Source organism: Paenibacillus sp. IHB B 3415 (genome assembly GCF_000802655.2).
Classification (GTDB): Bacteria; Bacillota; Bacilli; order Paenibacillales; family Paenibacillaceae; genus Paenibacillus_AQ; species Paenibacillus_AQ phytohabitans.
In genome coordinates this window covers 1-19180 of sequence record NZ_JUEI01000001.1, presented here as the reverse complement: position 1 = coordinate 19180, position 19180 = coordinate 1, and the positions used below count along the sequence as shown (strand labels likewise).

Genomic DNA, 19180 nt, shown 5'->3' with positions numbered 1-19180 from the left:
CCCGGAGGTTACTCGTTATTAAATCTGTCCGGATGCGATCCAAAACGCTGGTTGTTGTTCAGCGCATTAATGCGGCTGATTTCATCCTCTGACAGCTCGAAATCAAAGATATCGGCATTCGCGATAATCCGCTCTTCCTTGACCGACTTTGGAATCGTCACAATGCCGTTCTGCAGATCCCAGCGCAGGATGACCTGAGGCAGCGTTTTGTTATGGCGTGCCGCAATGTCAGCAATCACCTCATTGTCCAGCAGATGGCCTTGGGCCAACGGAGCCCACGCTTCAATCTGAATGCCCTGCGCCCGGCAAAACTCACGAAGCTCAAGCTGGCTAAGCAGCGGATGCAGTTCCACCTGGTTAACCATCGGCTTCACCTTGGCTTCAGTTAAAAGATCTTCCAAATGATCTATCTGGAAGTTCGAGACACCGATCGCCCGGACTTTACCATCCGCATACAGCTTCTCAAGTGCACGCCAGGTGTCTTTATATTTGGCTCGGATCGGCCAGTGCACCAGATACAGATCCACATAGTCCAGGCCCAGCTTACTGAGACTCAGGTCAAAAGCCGCCAGCGTAGAATCATACCCCTGATCGTTATTCCATACCTTAGTGGTGATGAACAGCTCGTTGCGGGCAACCCCGGATTCGCGGATCGCCTGACCGACTCCCTCTTCATTTCCATAGACTGTTGCTGTATCAATACTTCTGTATCCGGCCTTAATTGCTGCTTTGACAGAATCCACAACCTCTTGACCTTCCTGGACCTTGAACACTCCCAGACCAAACCAAGGCATTTCTACACCATTAGCTAACTTCGTTGTCGACTTTAGATTCATCATTATCAGAATACCACCCATCTATATGATTTGGATTGTTGCTAGAACAATGAGGCAGGGATCAGCTTGCGGCCGCCCTTGATCAGGGTTGAATCCAGTGCATCTCCTTTATCCCCGCCAAAATACAGCTGCCAGTACACGCCGAAACGGATGCTGACATCATTCTTCACCAGCTCCGGCGGCGTAACGATCAGCCACTGGAACTTCAGCGCCTTGGAAATCTCGAACACCGGATCAAGCACGTTATTGGAGACCATTTCACCAAACGGATTATCGTACAGGAAGACTGTCCAGCCTTTATTCTCACGGTTGACGCGCTTGTGGGTCATAATCATCATCGCCACCAGCAGCTGAACCGACTGGCGTTGACCGCCGCTGCCGACGGCCTCATCCAGCGCCCCGCGGTTAATGACCTCCCAATCCGAGTAATGGTACTCTTCCGGTGCTGCGTAGAGGAAATAATTCTCGGTCACCGGTTTATATACCTGGAGCACCGGGAAGCGGTTCTGTAGCGCGGCATACACCATCCGCCCGTCATTAATCAGCTCTCTGACTGCGGAAGCCGGAACCTGTTCGATCTTCGGGAACTTCTCCAGCAGGCTGCTGATGCAGCGGTTGAAATACTCACTGACCAGCGGTTCGATGTCATCTGTCGTTCTCGGAACGGTAATATTCTTGTAATTCAGCCGGACCAGCGGGAAGGCATGCCCGTTCTCATTATGAATGATCATCCGGCGTTCCATCCGCTTCAGAATGTCGGTAATCTGCACGACCCGCTTCGCGGCACGTCCTACCCATAGCTTGCGCGACAGCTCCATATCTTCCTTGTCACTGCGGATACTCTCAATCTGATCACGTGAGCTCTGGAGCATGGAGTCCAGCACCTGCAGTGCAATCGAGAAATCATCCCAGTGAACTGTGTTCAGCCGGTCCTGAATTTTGGTCTCCAGTTCAACGTTCCAGCCGGATTTGGCCAGTCTGCCGCTGAGTGTTGTCTTCTCTTCCTTGACTTTGCGCGAGATTTCCGCACGCTGGCTGCGGCTCTCCTTGCTGCGCAGCAGCCAGTCTGCAACCAGCTGCTCACAGTTCTCCCGCACATCCAGCTGCACGTCTTCGGGCACATCCCGCAGCTGCATGCGGCTCTCCACATGGGTATCCATGACCTTGCTCTGATTGGAGAGTGTCTGCAGCCAAATATCCATAGAGGCAAGCGCCTGCTTGCAGGTATTCAGCAAATGCTCGTTCTCACGGAAGCGCGCACTGAGCTCTTCTTCCTTCTGCGCCAGCGGCTCATGCCAGAGCTCTACAGCACGCTCATGCTTCTCCTTGATGGCCTTCTCGGCTTTGCCCAGCTCCTTCTGCAGGTTATCCAGCTCCGCCATACAGCGGATGAAGGAATCGCGGATATGCTGATAATCCTCATCCAGAATCACCGTGTCACTCTTCTGCTGTGTTCTGGCCGACTGAACAACCTCCGGTGATTCATCCGGTTCGGGTGCAGACTGCCATCCGTCATCGACCTGATGGACTGCAGCTTCCAGTTCAACCAGCTGTTGCCCCGCCGCTTTGATCTGGGCAGCCCGTGTGCGGATTTCCAGCTCATTCTGGCTGAGCGACTGCTGCAGACTTTCCACGGTACTCAGCAGCTGCAGCAGCTTATCCTGTACAGCCTCATCCGGCACTGCTTCTTCCTGCACAGTATCTTGTGCAGCACCGCCATGTTCACTTGGGAAGTGGATCTCCGGGAACCAGTTCTGCAGCCGCGGGAACAAGGAATATTTAGCTTCTCCCAGCCACTTCTCCCGCTGCAGGGAGAGGCTGTCCATATCTGCCTTCAAATGTGCCAGCTGCTGTTCCTTGACGGTAATCTCTTTGCTTAAGGCCGTCTTCAATTCAACTGACTTTTGTTTATCTTTGTAATCCTGCTCCTGCTTCCGGCTACGCTCCGCCCATTCACGCAGCGCCGCTTCCCTGGCCTCATGCTCGGTTTTCTCGGCCTTACTGACAGCCAGATCTCTGGCTATTCCGGATAGAGTCTCTTCATTCAGGGACATTTCAGCATTCAATTCATTCAGACTCTTGCCAAGCTCCTGCTGCCGGGTCTCTAATACCTTCTGACTGGCCCGCAGACTTACGGTGTGTTCACCCTGGAGCAGACGGTCATACTCCTGTCTGGCTGATTTCAGCTTCGACAGATACCCTTCCGCATCCTGTAGCTCTTCTTCCCGCTCTTTGAGCCGGGAGGCGATCCCTTGCTTCCAGTCCAGGAAACGCTCCGGCTGCAGCACCATCTGCGGCCCCTGATGGGAGAGCAGCAGGAATGAGGCGCCTGTGGCATCCGCCATTTCCTCACGCACGAAGACCGGGACAGGAGATTTGAGCAGAAGCTCCTGAAGCAGCTCAGGCTGAAGCTTAGCCGATTCACGCTTCGTTACAATCAGCCCGTAAGGCAGCAACGGATGACGCTCCAGCTCCTCTTCACGGACCAGGTAAGACTGGTCGTTCAGATATGCACTGCCGATCATGGAGCTGATCTTCAGGGCATCCAGGGCATCCTTCACTGTCAGGATATCATTATTAGGCAGCCAATAGGCTTCCTGCTGCAGCTCTACATCCAGCAATTGATTATAGTATTCCCGTCTGAGCCGCTTCGTCTGCTGCTCGGCATCCTCCAGCCTGCGGATGAACCGTTCCTGGATAAGTGATTTGGCCTCGAACAATGCTGTCGTCCCGAGCTGCTGATGTTCTTCATACATTTCCAGCAGAACTACAAGCTGTGACCAGAGCTGTGATTCCTTGCCCATCTGGGCTTCAATCCGGTCCGTAAGCTCCTCCGCCTGGCTTGCAGCCCCCTGCAGCTTCTCAGTCAGCCGTGTATGTCGGGTATGCAGGGCAAGCTTCTCTTCTTCTACGGATTTGCGCTGCTCGTTCAGGGCAACGATATTCTCGGCAATGCTTCTGGCTGCAATCAGCGTGCGCTGAAGGGCGGCTGCCGGTGAATGGGCAGCTTCCTGCCCGTGGCGGGAAGCGAACACTCCCAGATCTTCGGTATACTGGCGGATGAGCGCCGTCAATTCATGAATCTTGCCCTCAAGTCCGCCGAGTTCAAGCAGGAATGCCTCCCGGCCTTTGCGCAGAACGGCCTCTTCTGCACCCAGAGCCTGCTGGCGGCCGCTGAAGAACAGAATTCGCGCCTGCCACAACCTGTAGACCTCATCCCACTGCAGGCGAAGCTCCTGCTTGGCCGCTTGGATAACCTCTTGACGCTCCTTCATCGCAAGGGAACCTTCGATGGCTTCAATTTCCTTCTGCCACTGCTCCATCTGGCGGATCTGCAATCTGCGTCTGGCTAAATAATGGGCAACCTCAAGATCCTTTTCCTTGATCTTCGATTCCTCCAGCCGCTGCTTAGCCCGTGCCTGATTATCCGAGACCGCTTTGAAATCATCCTGTTTGCTGTCACGCTCTTCCTTGAGCTTCAGATACTTCAGATTATCCGTCTCAAATTTAAGCTGCTTCGCTTCCTGATAATGCCCGGCCAGCTCATCCGCAGTATTGCGGCGCTTGTCTTCGGCATTCTTCAGCTCATCATAGATCACCGTGTACAGCTGCCGTCCGAACAATTCGGTCTCCTGAAAGCTGCGGTCAGCCTCAGTCCCCTGCTTGACGGCCTCATAGAGCGGGGCGGCAAGTGAAGTGAATTCGGCAAAAGCCCGCTCTCTCTGCTCCAGCATCGGCAGCCTCTGTGCAACCGTAGCGGAATCTATGAACATCCGCTGAAGCGAGCCTTCATCCTCGCGCATGCTGCCGTTCAGACTGGACCCGATTTCCGGAATGATCAGCTTCTCGAACAGATTATGGTTGGTGAAGGCATCATTCTTCTGGAAATAGCCTTTAATTCCGCCCTCCTCGCCGTTGATTCTCCGCATATTCCGCCATTCATCAATATGGATATCCCGGTCCGCCAGAAAAGCATAATATTTCTTCAGATCCGAGCTGTGGCTGCCGTACGCAACGATCTCATTACGCCGCTCACGGACAAATTGCTGAATCGCTTCAAAGCTGGCCGGAGTGTTCAGCTCGTGATCATAGAGCGGCAGAGTAGACAACGTAAGCTCCGCATTCTCATCATAATTGAGCAGCGCATAGAGCAGATAATCTACTTTGATCTCCAGCTGATCCATCGAGTTCTGGGCAGTCATTGCGATTCCGGTGGTTATGTACTCTGTCCGTTCCGGCTCGTCCAGCCGCCATTCGATGGCAACGTGGAACGTATAGGGCTTCAGCTGTTTTTTGTGATTATGGAAGAAGGCTTCTACCTGGTTCTCGTTATCTTTACCCCAGGCCGCCTTGGGCATCAGCAGCTGGAATATCGACTGCAGCAGCACGCCCTTCCCCCCGCCGTTCATCAGCGTAATCAGCGTGTTGGACGGGCCTTCCTCATTGCACAGGTCGAGGATCATATCCTCATATTTCTTCAGCATCTTCTCATATTTAAGTCCGGCGATGCGGATTCGCTCAATGCGCGGCATGGGCTTCCTCCTCCTTCTCGCTGAGTGTCCGGCCAATCAGGGCCTTCAGCTCCTTATAGCGGTCCACATCATGATAGAGATAACGCATCCGCTCATACAGCTCTTCCCGGGGGAAAATCCGCTTCTCATTCTCGGAGATGAATACCAGATGCTCTTCCTCCAGCAGCTTCATCCCCTCATGGATCAGGCCGATCCGTGAGCCGGCGCCGCGGGTCAGCGAATCGCCCTCCTCCTGGCTTTTGGTCTGCATATACAGGCTGCTCCATACTTTGTGCATCGCCTGGATATCCAGCCGCCACTGCTTGCTGAAGCTGCCGTCTTCGTCCATGTCCATCCATGTCTGGAACAAGGCTGATACCTGATCCGAGAGCTGTATGTAAGACATGCTGTCCTGACCCGGCTTGAAATGCTGCTCATCCTGATCCATCTCAGCCAGGAACACCAGAATAATTACGTTGATGATATGCAGATGCGTCTTGCGTTCGATGCGGGAATATTTATTGCGCAGCTGTGTGAAGTTGCTGGCAAAGCCGGAACCCATTGGACTCACGAGCAGGTGCAGACGATGCCCGGAATTCATAATCCGGCAGCCGGCTTCCTTGGCTACATATTCTAAGGCATCATAAGCGACGGTATCCTGCAGGCATTCAGCAGCAGCGGGATCATCAAGTGATATCACCTTGCGGCGAAGCAGGTCGAAGAACAGCCGTGAAGCCTGTTGTACTTGCTCTAACGAATAACTCATGCTGAATCATCTCACTTCTCTACTATAGTAATGGTATAAGGACTGATCTCCAGGCCGGGCCAGCGGACACTGCCTTGCTGCCCGGCAAGAATTCTTGTCCGCAGCACTTTGCCCCGCAAGGTCTCAAGCTCCGGGTGGTCCGCGATCAGACGCCCAATCAGCTTCTGACATTCGTCGGCCCCGCCGTGACCTTCCGCTTCCTGCTCCTGCACCTTAATTTCGGTATGGAAAAATTGAACCCACAGGTCTACCGCATTGGGGGTATCCGCCCAGCGCCGCTGTTCATCCTCAGAGAAAGCCTCTGTCGAGAATGTAAAGCTTCCCTGTTCTGCCAGTCCGGCGAAGACCGGCAGCCAAAGCTCAGACACCTCGGTCCACGGTATGCTTTTGGGGACATAGTGGAGTTCTTCCTCCTCCCCGGCTTCATCCGGGTCGTCCGGCAATTCGTCAGGCAGGAAGCCGACATCCTGCTCTTCCCAGGCCCAGGCCAGCGGATAAATGAAGTCTTGGCTGGGAGAGAAGAGCCCGCTGATCAGGGTTTCCATGCTGTCTCCATCCGGCAGCCCTTCCGGCTTCACCCATTCCTCCCATACATGGGTACGGAAGTTGAAGCCGGCGGCACCCCAGAACAGCTCCGGGAAGTTGAGCCTGAGATTGGTTTCCGCTTCAAAAATGCTAAGTACCACTTCGGCAAGCTCATCATGCACTCGACGGGAGAGTTCGACCCGCTCGGAGAGCAGCCGCAGCTCATTGAAGTCGATGACATCCTTCTCATCATTGGCCAGCCGGGCCAGCGAGCGGTGAATATTATCGAAATGCTTGCGTTCCTCGTCGAATTGCTGATGAATCTCCTCCAGCCGCTGGTGCCGCTGGGCGCCATATTCGCTGAAGATATGCTTCGGATTGCGGCGCAGCGCATTGCGGTATTCCTGCTGCTGCTGGGTCATCTTCCGCACCCGGGAGATCAGTTCGTTCACATCCTGCATCGCCCGGGTTACCCGTCCATGCTTGATATGCATCTGAATCTCGAGCAGCTTAATGCTGATCTGAAATTCATCAATGATCTCATGGCTCATGAAGATCAGCTCCATCGCATATTCGGAGAGCCGGTAGATTGTGGTCCCGTTCTCTTCCCAGCTGGTCCGGGTGGCATCTTCATCCACTGTGAAATATTTGTATTTCTGCACCGCCATCTGACGGGACTGATCATCATAATAGTTTGCCTCGAAATCCCCGCCGCCTCCGCTCCACAGCAGCCCGTCCACCAGCCGTTCCACCGATTCCGGACTGCCGAGCCTCGCGATGCCGAAGCGTTCAAGCGAGCTCCAAGTCAGCTGGACCAGATCCTCCCTGGATCTCTGTTCATTCGATTCCAGCTCCAGATAATAGACCTGCAGCAGCACGCTTAGAGCAATCATTTCCTTATAAGGCTGAAGCTCGCCGAGATTCATGCCTGCCCCCAGACTCCATAGGGGATTCAGCCGTTTATTCCGTTCTCCAAAATCATTCCAGTTCATGCTCCAGCCAACCTCGCCATCACTTCATAATTTAGGACTTCCTGGGGGATCCTCTTGTTCTCTTTAAGCAGTGTATTCATGCACAGCAGCAGTTCGGGAACAGTGGAAACTTCCTCACGCACTATCTTCAAATGATGAGGAGGGCAGTCGTTTTGTTCTTTTTCGTAATCGTATGATTGATGGGCCTTGCTGTGCATACAACTATACACCGGGAGTGCCAGCTTAATATTCAGCTCTGGATAGCTGCGTTTCAAATTTCCATAGATATCCCAGCCCGTCTTATCCATATCACCAACATAGAACAACTCAGCTTCAAGCGGATGATCCACCCGTTCCTTCAAAAAATACAGACTACTTATGATCTTCCAGCCTTCCCCGTAGATCAGCATATCCGGTTGCAATCCGCATACCGTTAGTCCGTTCACCATCAATCTTTTTGCGGAATTGTAGAATGAATGGTTCTCCGAGATCAGTACCTTCCGTGTAGGTCTATTCGGTGTCTTATAATGTTCGAAATCTTCATATACAATATCTGCTTTAAGCATCCCCAGGTTCATGCCGAGCCTGGTTAGAAATTGCTTGCCTTCGGGCTTCGAGAGAAACTTCTCCTGATCAAAAAGCTCCAGCGAACGCTCCTCACGAGTTATTGTCTCTCTGTCCTCTGCCATACGCAAAAAATGATATATGCGCTCTATGTATTCCCACACGACTGCAGACTGCGCTTCAGGATGATTCCTGTAATAATCCAAATTCAGCTCTTTGGCACCGATGACCCGCATCATAGCAGCTTCACTCCAGCCTGCCAGAGAATAAACTGGTGCAGCCAACCAGTAGACTTCGTCCAGTTTTGTATGCATGTATTGCTTGGGTTTAGACATGGCTGTTAAATATCCTTCATCAACTAACTGTATAATCCCGTATTGAAACGCCGAGAATCCTCCACCACTTTCGTCGTAGTCACCCCGGTATTCGAAGGATTCCTGTATTGCTTCCACAAGGTCTCCAAGTTTAATAATACTTCTGGTTTTGCGTGAATTCCTAAACTTACTCTCAATAACTTCCTTGATTCGCTCTTTCATGCCTTCACCCTCACAACATAGCATAAACCCAAATCCTCCCCGAAGGGTGAAGTATGGGCCAGAACATACAGAGATATAGACGTTGAGTAAATGATTAGGACCCATAAAAAATGGGAATGTATGTTTCTATCCTCATGTCTTTCTATTATATCAATGTTTCACAGATATGGCTATTTGCAAAAAATAATAGAGGAGCCCGCAAAGGGACCCCTCTAAGTTTCGCTTGGGCACCCGGATGGATGCAGCTACTTATATTTCACATTCAACAGATAATCAAGATTAGCCTTCACCGCAGGCCACTCGTCATCAATGATACTGTACAGCGCATTGTCCATAACCATGCCGTCAGAAGTGAGGCGGTGCTTGCGCAGCACGCCTTCCCGGACAGCACCAATCCGTTCAACCGCCCGCTGCGACCGGAGGTTGGTACTGACAATAGAGAAGTCAACGCGGATTAATTCCAGCTTCTCGAAGCATACCTTCAACAGCAGTGACTTCGACTCCGTGTTCACTGCGGTTCTCCAGTAATCCGGCGAAATCCAGGTGCAGCCGATCTCTGCATTGCGGTGTCTCCGGTCCAGATGCATGATCCGTGTAGTACCGGCAATCCGGCCGGAGGCCTGCTCAATGATGACAAAAGGGATATCCGTACCTTTGGCCTTATTCACCAGTGCCGCGTCTATCAATTGCCCTACCTGCTCTTCTGTACTGATCCTTCTCCAGGTATATTCCCAGATCAGCGGATCGTTCAGCACCTTAACCAGCTCCGGCTTATGCTCTTCCATGAGGGGCACAAGCCTGATCACACCGCCCTCCAGTTGCTCAGCATTCTTCGAAATCATGCATCAGCCCTCCAGACCTTTGACTACCTATTTAATGAAGCAATTTATTTCCGATCTGCGATTTGGCCGGCCAGCAGCTGAATGAATTCCTGCACGCTGAGCGGTATTTGTGTACTCTCCGCACGGCCCCGTACGGAAACAGTACCGTTGTTCTGTTCTTGATCTCCGAGTACGAGCATATAAGGCACTTTCTCCAGCTGTGCTTCACGGATTTTGTAGCCCAGCTTCTCATCCCGCACATCGAGCTCAACCCGCAGTCCGGCAGCCTGCAGCTGGCCTTTAATCTGGAAGGCATAATCAGCATGAACCCCGGATACAGGCAGCAGCTTGACTTGCACGGGAGACAGCCACAGCGGAAATGCTCCGCTGAAGTGCTCTGTAAGAATGCCCATGAACCGGTCAATGGAGCCAAATACAGCACGGTGAATGACTACCGGACGGTGCTTTCCGTTATCTTCACCAATATAAGTCAGATCGAACTTCTCCGGCATTTGGAAATCCAGCTGGATTGTACCGCATTGCCAGCTTCTTTTCAAGGCATCAAGGACATGGAAATCGATCTTAGGCCCGTAAAAAGCGCCATCCCCCTCGTTCACCCGATACTCGATCCCGTTGTTCTTCAGCACGCGTTCGAGCGACAGCTCCGCCTGATCCCAGAGTTCTTCAGCCCCCATATAATCATCCGGACGTGTGGACAGCTCCACCTTGTACTCGAAACCGAATACTTTGTACATCTGATCAATGAGCTCCAGCACCCGGCTAATTTCATCCTCGATCTGTTCCGGCAGGACAAACAGGTGGGCATCATCCTGGCAAAAAGTCCGGACACGCATCATTCCATTCAGCGCCCCTGAGAATTCATGGCGGTGGACCTGGCCATATTCAGCAATCCGGATCGGCAGCTCCCGGTATGAACGAAGGCTGTTCTTGTAGATCAGCATATGTCCGGGGCAGTTCATCGGTTTGAGCGCAAAATCTGTTTCATCTACTTTTGTGAAATACATCTCGTCTTTATAATGATCCCAGTGCCCGGATTGCTCCCATAGCCTTCTGTTCATCATCAGGGGTGAACGGACCTCATCATATCCACTATACCTCTGCAATTCACGCGAGAAGTTCTCCAGCTCTGTACGGATGATCATGCCCTTCGGCAGATAGAACGGCATGCCCGGCGCCTCTTCGGAGAACATGAACAACCCAAGTTCCTTGCCCAGCTTGCGGTGGTCGCGCTTCTTCGCTTCCTCCAGCATGTGGAGATGCTCCTCCAGCTGAGATTTCTTGAAGAATGAAGTTCCATAGATCCGCTGGAGCACCTGATTATCTGAATCCCCGCGCCAGTAGGCTCCCGCTACGCTAAGCAGCTTGAAGGCCTTGATCCGGCCAGTAGACGGCAAATGCGGCCCCCGGCACAGATCAGTGAATTCTCCTTGCTCATACAAGCTGATCACTGCATCCTCCGGCAGGTCACGGAGCAGTTCAAGCTTTAGGGGCTCCTCCAGCTGCCGGAACAGTTCCATCGCTTCACTTCTGCTGACAACCCGGCGCAGAATCGGCAGATTTTCTCCGATTATCTTCTCCATTTCCCGCTCAATCGCACCCAAATCCTCCACGGACAACGGCCGTGCTATATCAATATCGTAATAGAATCCATCCTCTATGACCGGACCGATACCCAATTTAACGTTCTGATCCCCGTAGATCCGTTTGACAGCCTGGGCCATCAGATGAGCAGTACTATGTCTGTGGATCATTAGACCCTCACTGCTGTCCGCCATTATAATTTCAACGAGGCTATCCTGTTCAACCGGGTGATCAAGGTCAACGAGCCTGCCGTCGATTTTACCGGCTACCGCATTCTTCTTCAGACTTGCACTGATTGACTCCGCAACCTGCGCAACTGTGGTGTTACGCGAATACCTCCTAATTGTTCCATCCGGCAGTTTCACTTGAATCTCCATGATTGTGGCCTCCATTTCTTCAGGTTTCTGTTTGTGTATATTGAACGCAAAAAAACGCATCTCATCCCGGAAAGGGACGAGTGCGTCTAAGCTCGTGGTTCCACCCTAATTCGACTATGTATCTACGGACCCCCGGCTGTTCGGCGGAAACGTGATAAGCACAATCCTCATGGCATCCGTTAACGGGGATGGGTCGGTGGCATTTACAGCCTCACTAACAGCAGGAGGGTTCAGTGTCACGGCTGCAAAGGGGTAACATCCGGCTGGTCTCTGTAAGAAGCTCTCACCTTGCACTTCTCTCTCTGGTCAGTCCTGGGAGGATATCCTGTCTCTGGTCATTGCCTTAGATATGGTGTTGCTGGTTACATAATACTGAATGCCTTCGCTAAAAGTCAATACCTCAATGAAAAAATAGTTCTATGCCGCTGTCCCCCCGGCAATCTATCCGTTAATATCATTCACTTGAAATCCGCGAAATAATCATACCCGCTTCTTCAACCGTAGCAGCAATATAATCCGCTCCGGCAGCCGATAATTCCTCCTCTGAACCGTAGCCGAATAACACGCCAATGGAGGGTACACCGCAGGCCTTCGCCCCGATAATATCATGCTCCCGGTCCCCGATCATCAGCGCCTGTGCGGCAGGAATATCATTCTGGTCCAGCACATACTGGATCACCTCGCGCTTCTTCGAGCGTGTCCCGTCCAGATTGCTGCCAGCGGTGAACTTGAAGAAGTGATCCAGCTTGTAATGGCGGAGAATTTCCTCAGCAAAGACCGTGGGTTTGGATGTCGCCACATACAGGCTGAACCCCTGATTCCGCAGGTTCTCCAGTAACTCCGGAACCCCTGGAATCACACTGTTCTCGAACATGCCGAGCGTCCGGTAACGCTCCCGGTAGAAGTCCACACCCTGCAGGGCAGCTTCATGTGTCAGACCCTGGATGTGAACAAAAGAATCATAGAGCGGCGGGCCGATATACGGGATCAGCAGGTCGGGATGCTCCACCCCGATCCCTAGCTTGTGCAGCGCATATTCCACGCATTTGGTAATGCCTTCTTTGGGGTCGGTTAATGTGCCGTCCAGATCAAATAAAATATGATGCAACGCGTCCTTCACTTCCGTTCGTGCTCCCTTCCTGTTTAACTTTGTCCATCATACCTTCCTTTCTTCATACTTTCCACACACTTATCTACTAACATCACTATGTAAGCTATATTTGAACCTGGAGGATGTAACATGAACATGACGCATTATATGTCCCTGCTGGCGGACAATCAGCCATGGAATCTGATTCTTTTTATGGCGATTCCCGTGATTTTTGCCGAGACGATTACGGTTACGGAGTTTATTATTCTATTCACCAAGAAGCTGAACGGGCCGCTCAGAGCGTTCAACCGGGTATGCAGTATTCTTGCCGGACTCTATTTCACCGGAGTTTTCCTGTACTTGTTCCCTACCGCCTTCATCCCGCTCACCGCAAATGGCGAATGGCACACCTGGGTGGATGTGGTTGCAGTAAGCTTTTATCTGAGCGGAGTCATCTTCCTGCTGCCTCTGGCCCTGCTGGATCTCGGTCTCATCGCCCGCAAACGCAGTGAAGAGAGCAAGCTTAAGCTGCATTTCCTGCTGATCAGCGGCTTCCTCGTTGTTGCCCACATCGCCATGATCTTCGGGATGGTGAATCCGGAAATTATGGGCGGAATGGCTGGCATGAGCCACTAAGAGTTGAGTCACCCAAGTCTATAAAAGATTGACAGGTGTCCGGGGAGGCTATAGAAATAGCTGCCCGGGCACCTTTTGTTTTCATTACGCACAAACCCGTCAGAATGAGATCGCCTCTCAGCTATCCGAAGCATGTGTGCCGCTGAATTTTGTCTCATCCGTCCAATCAATCCCGGAGCATCACGTATATGATTTACTAACGATTGAGTCTGGATAGAAATGGGTGAATTCATGAAACTACAAGAAGTCAAAAAGGACTATGGGCTGATCGTCAGCTTAGGTTCATCTTGTGCGCCAGCAATTAACCTGAAGAGATACGGTTTACGGAAATTCTCAATGCCTCTAGACTGGATGATTTCGTATTCACTGGCCGATGTCAACCGGCTTCTAAAGAATGAGTTCAAGAACTTTATGGATTTCAAAAATCTGCATCCGTTGAATGAGACCCATTTTTTGCTGGATGATGGAGATCCCGTGTATTTGGATCATTCCAGGAACAATCTGTCACAATCCTATTTCATACGGGACTCTCTGTATAACATCATCTCCGCCCACGATTTCCCGATTATTACAGGTCAGGGCTGGAGCGCTTCCTATCCCGCCTACAGACTGAAGCTGGAATACCGGATCAGCCGGTTCTGGAACAGTCTGCTCAGCAGCGACGATAGTTTATTTGTCAGATGGTTTGCAAGCGCTGAACAGGTGCTGGAGCTGCACATGATATTATCAAAACTTTTAAACAACAAGAAATTCACAATACTCATCCTAAATCCCATACCCGGCCTTACCCTAACAAGAGAAGCGGAATGGGGTATCAGCAATGTCTGCGTTCTGGAAGTGCCCGGTGATATGAATGATTATGCGAATTGGGATTACATCCTGCAAGGTATAAGTCTAAATAATTCTTAGTTATCTCCTAAAAACAACCTCACAGCGTGTTCCTACGCCCACCTTACTTGTAAACACAATCGTACCGCCGAGCAGCTCGACCAGCTTGTTCACAATTGAAAGCCCGAGGCCGGAGCCTCCGTATTGCCGCGAGCGGGATTTCTCTACCCGGTAAAACCGGTCAAAAATAAAGGGAAGCTCCGCCTCCGGAATACCGATTCCCGTATCCTCTACAACAAATATTGCTGAGTCCGGAGTGAATCTTAGATTCACCCTGATCTGTCCCTTTTCGGTATAGCGGACAGCGTTCTCCAGCAGATTCATCACAATTTGCTCCATCCGTTTGCCATCGCCTAATACTCTTACCTCCTGCCCGCCATCGTACGAAGCTGTCAGCAGCAGACCTTTCTCCTTCGCCGGTAATTCCACCCTGCGGACCGCCTGATCCACGATCTGTCTGAGATTGACCTGTTCCAGGTTCAGCGGAATTCTGCCCTCTTCCATCTTGGCCAGCTCGAACAAGTCGTCGACCAGGTGCTGCAGCCGGTGCGCTTCCTGATCGATGATGTCGAGATACAGCCCCTTCTCTTCCTCCGTCTCATATAACCCGCTCTTCACTACCTTGGCATACCCCTGCAGATAAGTAATCGGTGTCCGCAGTTCATGCGAGATATTGGCCAGAAATTCCTGGCGGGTATCCCTGTAACGCTGCAGGTCAACGGCCAGATCGTTAATGGCTCCTGCGAGGAAACCAATCTCATCCTTGCCGCGGATGGTAAGGCGTGTCTCCAGTTCACCGGCGGCGATCTTGCGGGTGGCTCTCTGCATCTGCAGAAGCGGACGGGACAGGACCACGGCAATGATCCAGGTGATGCCGAGCGCCAAAAGGAACGCGCCAATCCCCGCGAGCAGCAGAATATTGCGCACTGAAGCCAGCGATTCTTCCATACTCGTGGTAGAGGACATTACATACAGTGCCGAACTGACCCCATCCTCACCTGTGATAGGTTGTCCAGTGACGAAATACCGGTGCCCCGCTGGATCTTTGTACAGGAAGCTGACTGTTTTGCCGGTAAAAATGTCTGTAAGATCCCCGGTCCGGATGAACGCCCGGTCCGCAGAATCGTGAACGCCTGAATGCAGATTCGTACGGCCATCAGGAAGAATGTTAAATATACTGACATTGGAGAATTCAGCAAACGTCGTCATCATCTGGCTGGTCGTGGACTCCTTGGACTGGGCCATGACCGTGAAATGGGAGGCCAGCTCCTCCGTTTCCGTCTTCATTTCGTTGTAATAGAAGCTGGTGAACATCCTGTCGATCACCATGCCCAGAGACAGCAGCACGATCAGGAATACGGACATGATGACCAGCCCAAGCTTGGAGCCGATGATATTATGTTTCATCCGGACTACCCGTGACCTGGAATTTATACCCGAGGCCCCATACCGTTTGCACCGGATTATACGCCAGGCCCGCTCTCTGCATCTTTTCGCGGATATTCTTGATGTGGGTGTCGATGACCCGGGTTTCACCGCCGTAATCGTTGCCCCATAGCCGTTCGACCAGCTCATCGCGGGTGAATACCCGTTGTCCGCTGCGCGCCAGCAAGGCCAGGAGATCGAACTCCTTTAACGTAAAATCAACGTTCTGGCCCTGTACACGCACCTCGCGTGCCTCCGGGTAAATCCGCAAATCGGGGTACTCCAGTACTTCTTCCCGGGGCGCCAGTGACTGCGTCAGCGCAGAACGGCGGAGCAGCGAATGTATCCGGGCCAGCAGCTCCTCCGGCTCAAACGGCTTAGTCAGATAATCATCCGCGCCGATGCCAAGCCCCTGCACCTTATCCTTAATCTCCGAACGCGCGGTGAGCATCAGGATGGGGATATGACTCTGCTCCCGGATCACACGGCAGACCTGCCAGCCATCCATGTCAGGCATCATCACATCGAGCAGAATCAGATCAAACTCGTGCTGCCCTGCCATGCGGATGGCTTCCTGCCCCGTGGCCGCTTCCCTGGTGGTGAAGCCCTCGTTCAGCAGATATATACGCAGCAAATTCCGCATATTCCATTCGTCGTCTACTATAAGTATTTGAGATTTGGACAAGCCGTTCACCCTTTTCGTGTACTGGTTAATAGTTCGTGCATTCATTATACCCAAGTGGAAACGGTTATGCCTTCTTACTTGATATATAAATAAAGAGGCCGGCAGCGGGTCCCGCTGCGGGCTTGCTCTGTCTAATGCCCCGAGTGCGGATTATCACCGGAGGCGGAGGAAATCTCCAGCATGTCATCGATCTCACTCTGCGCCGCGGCGCTGATCGTTGCTGCATCGCCAGTCAGCCACGCGTGATTATACGGGCCTTCAGCCGGTGAATCCTTGAATTTGGGCTGCAGCTCCATCGTATAATTCATCAGAGAATCCGGCAATCCGTCCTGCTTCATGAAGACCAGCGGCGCGTGTTTGCCCAGATGGGAGAAGGGGGCAGCGGCAATTGCCAGCATCGTTGAATCCGTAGTCAACAAGGACAGGTTATGTCCGGGAGTAGTGATTCCCCAGCCGAAGCCGTTCGCCGTATCCTTGAATTTGGCAAAGGCAATGGCATTCTCATAAGGATCCTCTCCCGCTATGCGCGTAACCGTTCCGTATTGCTTGAGCTGCTCCTCCACATCTGCTGAAATGACGGATTGGGGACCCAGAATATAGATTGCAGCACTTCCGCCGCGTTCCTTGAGCGCGTCTGCTGTTGCAGACGGGATTACGCTTTTTCCCACATATAGTAAAGGCTCCGGCATATGGGCGATCCAGTTCACGGCCGGGAGGGTATATTCAGGACTATCCATCGAGCCGATAATTACACTCTGCGGCAGCTCGCCTGACACTTTCGCATAGTAAGAATCAATAGCGCCTGCCACTGCGGCTGGATCATCCCCTTCAATCTTGTCCAGCTTCAGATTAAGCGAGTTGAGCTGAGTCTCGACAGCTTCAGACGAAGGCCCGACAATTACAACCTGAATGCCGTCATTGCCGTCCGCACCAAGCGGCTTCAGCCGCTTCAATTCAGTAAGAGTCTCATCCGGCACACCGTCTTTGGTGAAAAAGAGCACCGGACCGTTGCTCGGATGGTGGATCAGGTCCGTGCTTACCGCCGCAATCTGCCAGTTATCCACACTTGTCAGGACTACAGACGATGGCCGGTTGCTCTTCGTTTCAGCCGTCCATAAGGTCCGGGAGACCAGCACAGCCGCCTGAACAGGGTCAGAGGTGTTGATCCGTGTTGTATTCTTGGTAGCGATCCATGGTGTAGCTACCGCTGTTTGTGCAGTGATAGCGCTTGATTCTTCCTTGTTATCTGCGCCCGGGCTGCAACCCGCCAATGTAGCTCCAAGCAGCAGGATAAAGGTAGCCGTCAGCAGTCTTTTCTTCATCATTGTCCCTCCATTCAAGTTGCTCTCGCGAATAACTAGAAGTGTATAGGACAAATGTGTAGAAAGAATGAAGCAACAAAGTATACTGAGAACCTACTGCTGCTTCTGTACAATATGGATACTATGGTATCTGGAGGATAAGCGGCATGGACAATCACTATATTACAGATCGTATCAAAGCTTATAAGGCAGACCCGGAGTCTGTTTACAACACTTGGTTTCTGAATAATAGCGAGCGGTTAAAGGCATTCCGTACAATCAAAAACGGACTGACAGACGTCATCCGCAGCATTGAAGCCCGGACATTCGGCAATGATTATAAGGGTTCATCCCTGGAGTTTGTAATGTCCGCCATTTGTGAGCAGAAACAGATTTTTGAAGGAGCGGCTCATGCCTTCTACTGGAAACCTAAATTGCGTATTCCGGATATTTATGAGAATGATGTCCATCAGCTCGCTTTTGGACGCTTTCTGAAGGCAGTTCAGCAAGCCAGCCAGGAGAAGCAAATTCTGGAGGAGATTTATAAACTCGACAGTGTACATATCAAAGGGCTGGGCCCTGCTTTAGCCAATATTATATATTTTCTTCATCCCACCCTATTCCCGCCTTTCAATACTGCAATTGTAAAAGGCTATAACGAACTTCTGGGCCAGAAAATCAAGCTGGGTTCATGGACTGCATATCTGGAAATGCGTGAAGGTCTGCTCCAAATGAATAATGAACAACGTTCCCTGCTGTCCAATGATTTAGGCGCTATTGGAGGGTTTGTGTTTGAAATTGGCACCGGCCGTCTCATTGTAAGCGGTAATGCAGAGCGGATTCTGGAGTCTGAGGCTGCCAAGCAGGAGAAAACCCAGTTAAAACGTCATATGGAGATCATGAACGACATCCGTGAAGAAAATGCACATAGCGAAATGCAATATCATCTGGCAAGATTAGGCCGTTCGCTCGGATATAAGGTATGGATCGCTCAGAATGATCACAAGAGACAATGGAACAATGCAAAGCTCGGCGAACATTCACTGCCCGTTTTGCCTCCGCTTCAGGTATCCAAAGCAGTCTTTGACACTATATCCTTCATTGATGTGCTTTGGCTTGATGATGAGAACAGAATGATCGCTGCCTTTGAAGTGGAGAAAAGCACTTCTATATATTCGGGCATTCTCAGACTATACGATTTAGCCTTATCACTGAATGAGCCGGAATGCAGTTTATACCTTATTTCTCCTGACAGCCGGGAAAAAGAAATTCAGGCCCAGCTGCTGCGTCCTTCCTTACAGCAGAACAACGCTGGGCACATATCTTATATTTTATTCTCGGATCTGCAGTGTGAATGTGACGCCATGTGCAAATACGGTCGTTCACATGAGGTGCTGGAGGGAATATCCAGAAAGCCGGTAAGAAGTTAACGACGGCGGAATCACACTATAATCACGCTGTAAACCAACGAGGCTGTCTCATAAGTTTGGTCTCCGGATTTTCACAGCTAAAGGGAATGAAAAAATTCTGGAGAGCACAGAGCGATTGGAACAACGGTCCGTTCGCGGAGCGTCCACTCCAGAGCACAGGTTAATCTTACTAGAGTAAAAGGCTGGTATGACCCAGCCCCTCCTCATCAAACCGTA

General features: G+C 51.6%; 14 protein-coding genes. 3 read left to right on the top strand and 11 right to left on the bottom strand.

Annotation, left to right across the window (positions count from 1 at the left end):
• Positions 1-8 precede the first annotated feature (8 nt).
• The 8 genes from QW71_RS00070 to QW71_RS00035 all read right to left on the bottom strand — a co-directional run bounded on the left by QW71_RS00070 (position 9) and on the right by QW71_RS00035 (position 12629).
• Positions 9-842: an aldo/keto reductase gene (locus QW71_RS00070; RefSeq protein ID WP_152679654.1), complete on the bottom strand. Its 834-nt coding sequence runs from the start codon at positions 840-842 to the stop codon at positions 9-11.
• Between the two features lie 35 nt (positions 843-877).
• Complete coding sequence (locus tag QW71_RS00065) at positions 878-5368, bottom strand: hypothetical protein (protein WP_039291512.1); 4491 nt, start codon at positions 5366-5368, stop codon at positions 878-880.
• Complete coding sequence (locus tag QW71_RS00060) at positions 5355-6113, bottom strand: DUF6063 family protein (protein WP_039291505.1); 759 nt, start codon at positions 6111-6113, stop codon at positions 5355-5357. The genes QW71_RS00065 and QW71_RS00060 overlap by 14 nt, the downstream gene beginning before the upstream one ends.
• Before the next feature lie 11 nt (positions 6114-6124).
• Positions 6125-7630 carry a hypothetical protein gene (locus tag QW71_RS00055; protein WP_039291502.1) on the bottom strand — a complete coding sequence of 502 codons (1506 nt, stop codon included), beginning with the start codon at positions 7628-7630 and terminating at the stop codon, positions 6125-6127.
• Positions 7627-8709: a hypothetical protein gene (locus QW71_RS37575; RefSeq protein ID WP_160311761.1), complete on the bottom strand. Its 1083-nt coding sequence runs from the start codon at positions 8707-8709 to the stop codon at positions 7627-7629. The genes QW71_RS00055 and QW71_RS37575 overlap by 4 nt, the downstream gene beginning before the upstream one ends.
• Positions 8710-8954: 245 nt before the next feature.
• Positions 8955-9551: a GNAT family N-acetyltransferase gene (locus QW71_RS00045; RefSeq protein WP_039291500.1), complete on the bottom strand. Its 597-nt coding sequence runs from the start codon at positions 9549-9551 to the stop codon at positions 8955-8957.
• A 44-nt stretch (positions 9552-9595) separates the two neighbouring features.
• Positions 9596-11509: a threonine--tRNA ligase gene (gene thrS, locus QW71_RS00040; RefSeq protein WP_039291497.1), complete on the bottom strand. Its 1914-nt coding sequence runs from the start codon at positions 11507-11509 to the stop codon at positions 9596-9598.
• Positions 11510-11963: 454 nt separating this feature from the next.
• On the bottom strand, positions 11964-12629 hold the full coding sequence (locus tag QW71_RS00035) for an HAD family hydrolase (RefSeq protein ID WP_039291496.1): 666 nt from the start codon (positions 12627-12629) through the stop codon (positions 11964-11966).
• Positions 12630-12749: 120 nt separating this feature from the next.
• Here QW71_RS00035 and QW71_RS00030 point away from each other — a divergent pair, with 120 nt between their 5' ends.
• Together QW71_RS00030 and QW71_RS00025 are read left to right on the top strand one after the other, a co-directional pair.
• Positions 12750-13235, top strand: coding sequence for a DUF6803 family protein (locus tag QW71_RS00030; protein ID WP_039291493.1), 486 nt, complete (start codon positions 12750-12752; stop codon positions 13233-13235).
• 231 nt (positions 13236-13466) lie between these two features.
• Positions 13467-14144: a DUF1796 family putative cysteine peptidase gene (locus QW71_RS00025; protein ID WP_039291790.1), complete on the top strand. Its 678-nt coding sequence runs from the start codon at positions 13467-13469 to the stop codon at positions 14142-14144.
• Here QW71_RS00025 and QW71_RS00020 read toward each other — a convergent pair whose 3' ends face one another.
• The 3 genes from QW71_RS00020 to QW71_RS00010 all read right to left on the bottom strand — a co-directional run bounded on the left by QW71_RS00020 (position 14145) and on the right by QW71_RS00010 (position 17558).
• Positions 14145-15530 carry a cell wall metabolism sensor histidine kinase WalK gene (locus tag QW71_RS00020; RefSeq protein WP_039291491.1) on the bottom strand — a complete coding sequence of 462 codons (1386 nt, stop codon included), beginning with the start codon at positions 15528-15530 and terminating at the stop codon, positions 14145-14147.
• Entirely contained in the window at positions 15520-16233 is a 714-nt protein-coding gene (locus tag QW71_RS00015; RefSeq protein ID WP_235441349.1) for a response regulator transcription factor, read from the bottom strand. The genes QW71_RS00020 and QW71_RS00015 overlap by 11 nt, the downstream gene beginning before the upstream one ends.
• 131 nt (positions 16234-16364) lie before the next feature.
• Positions 16365-17558, bottom strand: a complete 1194-nt coding sequence (locus QW71_RS00010) for a cell wall-binding repeat-containing protein (protein WP_152679650.1) — start codon at positions 17556-17558, stop codon at positions 16365-16367.
• A gap of 143 nt (positions 17559-17701) precedes the next feature.
• Here QW71_RS00010 and QW71_RS00005 point away from each other — a divergent pair, with 143 nt between their 5' ends.
• Positions 17702-18964: a hypothetical protein gene (locus QW71_RS00005; protein WP_039291487.1), complete on the top strand. Its 1263-nt coding sequence runs from the start codon at positions 17702-17704 to the stop codon at positions 18962-18964.
• Positions 18965-19180 lie beyond the last annotated feature (216 nt).

Bases quoted from the DNA above. Each gene is read 5' to 3' on its own strand.
- QW71_RS00065 (WP_039291512.1), bottom strand. From the start codon at position 5,368: ATGCCGCGCATTGAGCGAATCCGCATCGCCGGACTTAAATATGAGAAG.
- QW71_RS00060 (WP_039291505.1), bottom strand. From the start codon at position 6,113: ATGAGTTATTCGTTAGAGCAAGTACAACAGGCTTCACGGCTGTTCTTC.
- QW71_RS00055 (WP_039291502.1), bottom strand. From the start codon at position 7,630: ATGAACTGGAATGATTTTGGAGAACGGAATAAACGGCTGAATCCCCTA.
- QW71_RS37575 (WP_160311761.1), bottom strand. From the start codon at position 8,709: ATGAAAGAGCGAATCAAGGAAGTTATTGAGAGTAAGTTTAGGAATTCA.
- QW71_RS00045 (WP_039291500.1), bottom strand. From the start codon at position 9,551: ATGATTTCGAAGAATGCTGAGCAACTGGAGGGCGGTGTGATCAGGCTT.
- thrS (WP_039291497.1), bottom strand. From the start codon at position 11,509: ATGGAGATTCAAGTGAAACTGCCGGATGGAACAATTAGGAGGTATTCG.
- QW71_RS00030 (WP_039291493.1), top strand. From the start codon at position 12,750: ATGAACATGACGCATTATATGTCCCTGCTGGCGGACAATCAGCCATGG.
- QW71_RS00025 (WP_039291790.1), top strand. From the start codon at position 13,467: ATGAAACTACAAGAAGTCAAAAAGGACTATGGGCTGATCGTCAGCTTA.
- QW71_RS00020 (WP_039291491.1), bottom strand. From the start codon at position 15,530: ATGAAACATAATATCATCGGCTCCAAGCTTGGGCTGGTCATCATGTCC.
- QW71_RS00010 (WP_152679650.1), bottom strand. From the start codon at position 17,558: ATGATGAAGAAAAGACTGCTGACGGCTACCTTTATCCTGCTGCTTGGA.
- QW71_RS00005 (WP_039291487.1), top strand. From the start codon at position 17,702: ATGGACAATCACTATATTACAGATCGTATCAAAGCTTATAAGGCAGAC.